Origin of the sequence: Janthinobacterium sp. CG_23.3 (assembly GCF_046115965.1) — a bacterium.
Taxonomy (GTDB): domain Bacteria; phylum Pseudomonadota; class Gammaproteobacteria; order Burkholderiales; family Burkholderiaceae_D; genus Janthinobacterium.
In genome coordinates this window covers 1-5,956 of sequence record NZ_JBJXIB010000198.1, presented here as the reverse complement: position 1 = coordinate 5,956, position 5,956 = coordinate 1, and the positions used below count along the sequence as shown (strand labels likewise).

The following is a 5,956-nucleotide window of genomic DNA, read 5'->3' as shown; positions in this document are numbered from 1 at the left end:
ATATTGAGAGTAAACGCCTTTCTCAACGAGTTTACAAGCAATATTTGCCAACTTCGCCATCGGCTACACCTTCGCCTTCATGCAATCGCCCTGGGGGCAGACCCCGGGGACCCGACCCCGGCTCTTTGCCCCTGGTATGGGGCTGCCGCAAGGTTCAAACGGGCGCGGCCCAAATAAAAAACCGCCGCGGACTTGCATCCGGGCGGTTTTGTTTGCTGCTGGCTGGCTGCTGCTTAGCGGCCGCGGCCGCCGGAGCGGTGCGTTGCCGCCGAGCGTGGGGCGCCACCGCCGCCACCGCCGCTACGGGCGCCGCCGGCCGCGCCGCCGCCGCCGGCGCTGCGTGGCTTGGCGCCGCCGCCGGCCGCCTTGACGCGCACCGTGGTGCCGGCCGGCGCGCGGCCGTTGCGGTGGCCGCCGGTGCCGCTGCGCAATTGCACAGGCTGGGCGCGGGCGTTCAGGTCCGGCTCAAAGCCGGCGATGACTTGGCGCGGCAGCGTTTGCTTGATCAGCTTTTCGATGTCCTTGAGCATTTCGTGCTCGTCCACGCAAACCAGCGAGACCGCTTCGCCGGTGGCGCCGGCGCGGCCGGTGCGGCCGATACGGTGCACATAGTCTTCCGGGATGTTCGGCAGGTCGTAGTTGACGACGTGCGGCAACTGGTCGATGTCGATACCGCGCGCGGCGATGTCGGTGGCGACCAGCACTTGCAGCGTGCCGTCCTTGAACTCGGCCAGCGCGCGGGTGCGCGCCGACTGGCTCTTGTTGCCGTGGATCGCCAGCGCGCCGATGCCGTCGGCGCCGAGTTGCTCGACGAGCTTGTTGGCGCCGTGCTTGGTGCGGGTGAATACCAGCACCTGGGTCCAGTTGTTGGTCTTGATCAGGTACGACAGCATCGGGTGCTTCTTGTCGCGGTCGACCGGATGGATCTTCTGGGCGATGACTTCGACGGTCGAGTTGCGGCGCGCCACCTCGATCATTGCCGGCTTGTTCAGCAGGCCGTCGGCCAGGGCCTTGATCTCTTCCGAGAAGGTGGCCGAGAACAGCAGGTTCTGGCGTTTCGGCGGCAGTACCGCCAGCACTTTTTTAATGTCGCGGATGAAGCCCATGTCGAGCATGCGGTCGGCTTCGTCGAGGATCAGGATTTCGACCTTCGACAGGTTCACCGTGCCCTGGCCCATGTGGTCGAGCAGGCGGCCGGGCGTGGCCACCAGGATGTCGACGCCATGCTTGAGCTGCTTGATCTGCGGGTTGATGCCAACGCCGCCGAAGATCACGGCCGAGTTCAATTTGGTGTACTTGCCGTACACGCGCACGCTTTCCTCGACCTGGGCCGCGAGTTCGCGGGTCGGGGTCAGGATCAGCGCGCGGATTGGACGCGTCGAGGTGTTGCCGGTCAGCGCGGCGCCGTTGGCGTCGGTCGACAGGCGGTGCAAGACCGGCAGCGTGAAGCCGGCGGTCTTGCCGGTGCCGGTTTGCGCGCCGGCCAGCAAATCGCCGCCGCCCAGCACCGCTGGAATCGCTTGAGTCTGGATCGGGGTCGGTACGGTGTAGCCGTGTTCGGTAACTGCACGGACGATGGCGTCGGACAAACCGAGTGAGGAAAAGGACATGGTAGCTTTATTGTGAGATCGGCCTGTCGCCGAGGAAGGCGCCAGTCGCAGGCAATCAGATTAGGGTCAGAAGACAGCGGCAAGGGGACTGGTCATATGTGCCGCACGCACGGAGTATAACAGCGTTGTGAATGGCGGCGTTAATTGTTTCAGGCCGGCAATGGGACGCGGGCCGGCGCGGCGCTGTTGTAATCCGGTCGGTCCAGTCAGAAATCGCGGGCGTGGCGGGGCGATTGCCGGTAATATTTATTGGCGCCCGTTATTGAATCGCTGCTGTTGCCGCGTCCATTTATCCAGAGGAAAGCATGAAACTAGCCGATATGAAGATTACCACCCGCCTCTATCTGGGCTTCGCCTGCGTGATCGCGCTGCTGGGCGTGATGGTCGCCGTGGCGCTGGCCAATTTCGCCACGCTGGCGCAGGCCAACGCGATCAACGCCCACACCTACGAGGTGCTCGACGAGGTCGACGGCATGCTCGAAAACCTGATCAACATTGAAACCGGCGAACGCGGCTATGTCATCACCGGCCAGGAGGCGTCGCTGGAACCTTTAAATATGGGCAAGACCGGCTTCAAGGCCCGTCTCGACATGGCGCGCGCGCTGACGTCGGACAATCCGCTCCAGCAGCAGCGCCTGCTCAAGATGGAGGAGGCCCAGCGCCAGTGGATGGCGGCGGGCATCGAGCCGGTGCTGGCGCTGCGCAAGGACGCCGCCGACGACGCCGAGAAGATCGCCGCCGCGGTGGCGCTGGAGCGCCAGGGCCGCGGCAAACAGGGCATGGACGCGATGCGCGGCATGCTCGACGAGATCGGTAAAACCGAGTCCGCGCTGCTGGCGCAGCGCGGGCAAGCGCTTGCCGGCCTGCAAACCCAGACCGGCGCGGTGCTGCTGGGCGGCGGCCTGCTGACGGCGCTGCTGGCGGCGCTGGTCGCGTACTGGCTGGGGCGCAACATCAGCGGGCCGCTGCGCACCGCCATCGACCTGGCCAAGCGCGTCGCCCAGGGCGATTTGACGGCGCAGGTGGTGGTGAGCTCGCGCGACGAGACGGGCGAACTGATGCAGGCGCTCAAGGACATGAACGAGAGCCTGGTCAAAATCGTCGGCGAGGTGCGCGGCGGCACCGACACCATCGCCACCGCCTCCGGCCAGATCGCCAGCGGGAATCTGGACCTGTCCTCGCGCACCGAGCAGCAGGCCAGCTCGCTCGAAGAGACCGCCTCGTCGATGGAAGAGTTGACCAGCACGGTGCAGCAAAACGCCGAGAGCGCGCGCCAGGCCAGCGACCTGGCCCATTCGGCGTCCGAGGTGGCGGTGCGCGGCGGCGCGGTGGTGGGGCGGGTGGTCGAGACGATGGGCTCGATCAACTCGTCCTCGCGCAAGATCGTCGACATCATCGGCGTCATCGACGGCATCGCCTTCCAGACCAATATTCTGGCGCTGAACGCGGCGGTCGAGGCGGCCCGGGCCGGCGAGCAGGGCCGCGGCTTCGCCGTGGTTGCCTCCGAGGTGCGCAACCTGGCGCAGCGCTCGGCCGGTGCGGCCAAGGAAATCAAGACCCTGATCGACGACTCGGTCGAGCAGGTCGACATCGGCACCCGGCTGGTCGACCAGGCCGGCACCACCATGCGCGACATCGTCGCCAGCGTGCAAAGGGTCAGCGACATCGTCAACCAGATTTCCTCGGCCAGCGACGAGCAGCGCACCGGCATCGAGCAGGTCAATCAGGCCATCGTCCAGATGGACCAGGTGACGCAGCAAAACGCCGCGCTGGTCGAACAGGCGGCCGCGGCGGCGGCGTCGATGCAGGACCAGGCCGCCAGCCTGGCCACCGCGGTCAGCGTGTTCAAGACCAATCACGCGCCCGCCGCGAGCGCGCCGGCGCCGCGGCCGCGCGCGCAGCCGGTGGGCAAGTTGACACCGCGGGCGGCGCCGCCGCGCCTTGCCGCCACGGCCAACGCCGTGCGGAGCCGGGCTGCGCCGCAGGCCAAGGCCGGCGCCGGCGACGCTTGGGAGGCGTTCTGACGGCATAGGACGGCGCCGGAGGGGAGGGCGTGCGACGGATGTCGCATGAAAAGCTTGATCTTATGTGACGCATGTCGCATAATTGCTTCGTTAGTCACAAACGGAGTACCGCAGATGTCCACCCCATCCGTCACCGAACTGAGCCTGCTGAAGGTGCTGTGGAAACAGCAACCGCTGAGCGCGCGCGAAATCCACGAGGGCGCCGCCGACGAGCTGGGCTGGTCGTTTTCGTCGACCCGCAAGACGCTTGAGCGCATGCTGGAGAAACACATGCTTAGCCAGCAGAGCCTGCACGGCATGCTGGTCTACCGCGCCGAACTGGACAAGGTCGCCACGCTGGCCGCGTTCGCCCGCGACTTCGGGCGCCGCGTGATGGAACTCGATAGTCCGCTGCCGGTCAACATGTTCAGCGGTAGCAAGCTGGTCGACCAGGACGAACTGGCCGAGCTGGAACAGTTGCTGCAAGACTGGCCCGGCGACGCCAAGGAGTAAGCGCGATGGACATGCCGCTGCTTACCACCCTCATTTCCTTGAAACTTTTATATGCGAGCCTGGTGTCTTTGCTGGCCGGCCTGCTGCTGTGGGGCGCGCTGCGGCTGGCGCTGCGGCGCTGGCCGGCGCTGGCGGCCCAGCGCGCGCTCTGGCTGCTGGCCCAGGGCGTGGTCGGCGCCGTGTTCGTGCTGGCGCTGCTGCCGCAAAAGCCGCGCTGGAGCGTCGTGCCGCCGGTGACGGTGACGGCCGCCACGCCGCTGGCCTTGATGGTCGGGCCGGCCGCGGCGCCGGCGGGCGCCGCGACGCGCCTGGACTGGCGCCTTGGCCTGCCGGCGTTGTGGCTGCCCTTGTATCTGGCCGGTATGCTGTGGGCCTTGCGGCGGGTGTGGCGGGCGCAGCGGCTGTGGCGCCTGATGCTGGCCGCGTCGGTGCGTCTGGACGGGGCGCAGCTGCGCGCCCATCCGGCCTTCGCCCCGGCCCAGGTGGCCGAGCTGGAACGCCGCGGCCTGGCGGTGCGCCAGACCGCGGCGGCGGTGTCGCCGATGCTCGCCGGCCTGTTCAAACCTTGCCTGTTGCTGCCCGCGCATCTGGATCACTTCAGCGTGCAACAGCAGCAGATGATCGTCGAGCACGAGCTGACCCACTGGCGCCGCCGCGACCCGCTGTGGCAGGCGCTGGCGCTGTTGCTGCAAAGCGTGTTGTGGTTCAATCCGGCGCTGCGCTGGATGGGCGACAAGCTGGGCTGGGCGCAGGAACTGGCTTGCGACCGCCAGGTGCTGGCCGGGCGGCCGCAAGGGCAGCGCCGGGAGTACGCGGCGGCGCTGGTGTTGCAGCTCAAGGCGCAAGCCGGCGCCGCCGTTGCGCAGCCGTACGGCATGCCCGGCTTGGCCTTCGGCGGCGGCGGCGGCATGCTGGAGCGGGTGCGGCTGATGCGCCAGGCCGGCGCCGGCAAGCTCAGCGCCTTCGGCAAGTGGGTGCCGGGGCTGTCCTTGGCGGCGGTACTGCTTGCCGGCGCCGTGCTGCGGCCGGCCTTCGCCTGGGGCGAAACGGTGCCGCTGGCGGCGGCCGTGCTGGACGCCGTGGCCGAGGTCGCCGAGGCGCCGGTCGAGCTGTGGCGCAATCCGCTCGACGTGGTGCGCGTCAACAGCTGGTACGGCCACATCGGCAACGTCCATCGCAGCGCCCACAAGGGCATCGATTTCGGCGCGCCCAAGGGCACGCCGGTGCTCGCCGTGGCCGCCGGCACGGTTGGCGAGGTCGCCCGCGACTCCCGCTACGGCATCTATATCATGCTCGAACATGCGCACAAGCGGCGCTCGATGTACGCCCACCTCGACAGCACCGCCGTCAAGGTCGGCGAGACGGTCGCCGCCGGCGCGCTCATCGGCAAGGTTGGCAGCACCGGCATGGCGACCGGCCCGCATCTGCATTTCGAGATATTCGAGGAGGCGCGCCGCGTCAATCCCCAGGTCAAGTTGACCGAACTGGACGGCAAGGGCGCCGGACGCAACAAGTATCCCCCGCCCGCCCGCTAGTGTTTGCGCTCCGGCGCGCCAGTCGCGGCGCCGGTTTCCCCCCCCCTGTCGGCCGATGATGTTTTGCCACGGCGTGCGCGCCGTCGCTTCGTCGCGCCTATACGTTTGTGGATATTGAAGATGAGATATCAAACTTTATTGTATGGCGCGCTGGCCTTGGCCGCCGGCCGCGCCGGCGCCGGGGGCGCCCCCCAACCCCCCACAGGGAAAGGGCCAAGAGCGGTGGTCAACCGCTCAACAAAGCGCAGTTGTCGCGCGGAGTCTTGATGCTCTAAGGAACCAGCCCGGGGTAAAA

The 5,956-nt window shown here is 67.7% G+C and carries 4 protein-coding genes; 3 read left to right on the top strand and 1 reads right to left on the bottom strand.

What is annotated here, in order from left to right:
* Positions 1-233: 233 nt before the first annotated feature.
* Positions 234-1,610: a DEAD/DEAH box helicase gene (locus ACFDR9_RS26540; RefSeq protein WP_026132867.1), complete on the bottom strand. Its 1,377-nt coding sequence runs from the start codon at positions 1,608-1,610 to the stop codon at positions 234-236.
* Positions 1,611-1,915: 305 nt separating this feature from the next.
* On the opposite strand from ACFDR9_RS26540, the gene ACFDR9_RS26535 reads away from it, so the two are divergent.
* From ACFDR9_RS26535 to ACFDR9_RS26525, 3 genes are all read left to right on the top strand, one after another.
* Positions 1,916-3,634, top strand: coding sequence for a methyl-accepting chemotaxis protein (locus ACFDR9_RS26535; protein WP_409032909.1), 1,719 nt, complete (start codon positions 1,916-1,918; stop codon positions 3,632-3,634).
* A gap of 114 nt (positions 3,635-3,748) precedes the next feature.
* Entirely contained in the window at positions 3,749-4,126 is a 378-nt protein-coding gene (locus tag ACFDR9_RS26530) for a BlaI/MecI/CopY family transcriptional regulator (RefSeq protein WP_017876654.1), read from the top strand.
* Between the two features lie 5 nt (positions 4,127-4,131).
* A complete protein-coding gene (locus tag ACFDR9_RS26525; RefSeq protein ID WP_409032908.1) occupies positions 4,132-5,661 on the top strand; it encodes a M56 family metallopeptidase in 1,530 nt (509 codons plus the stop codon).
* Positions 5,662-5,956: the final 295 nt, after the last annotated feature.

What these genes read in the sequence shown, in the direction of transcription:
- ACFDR9_RS26530 (WP_017876654.1), top strand. Translation starts at nt 3,749, where the DNA reads ATGTCCACCCCATCCGTCACCGAACTGAGCCTGCTGAAGGTGCTGTGG.
- ACFDR9_RS26540 (WP_026132867.1), bottom strand. Translation starts at nt 1,610, where the DNA reads ATGTCCTTTTCCTCACTCGGTTTGTCCGACGCCATCGTCCGTGCAGTT.
- ACFDR9_RS26535 (WP_409032909.1), top strand. Translation starts at nt 1,916, where the DNA reads ATGAAACTAGCCGATATGAAGATTACCACCCGCCTCTATCTGGGCTTC.
- ACFDR9_RS26525 (WP_409032908.1), top strand. Translation starts at nt 4,132, where the DNA reads ATGGACATGCCGCTGCTTACCACCCTCATTTCCTTGAAACTTTTATAT.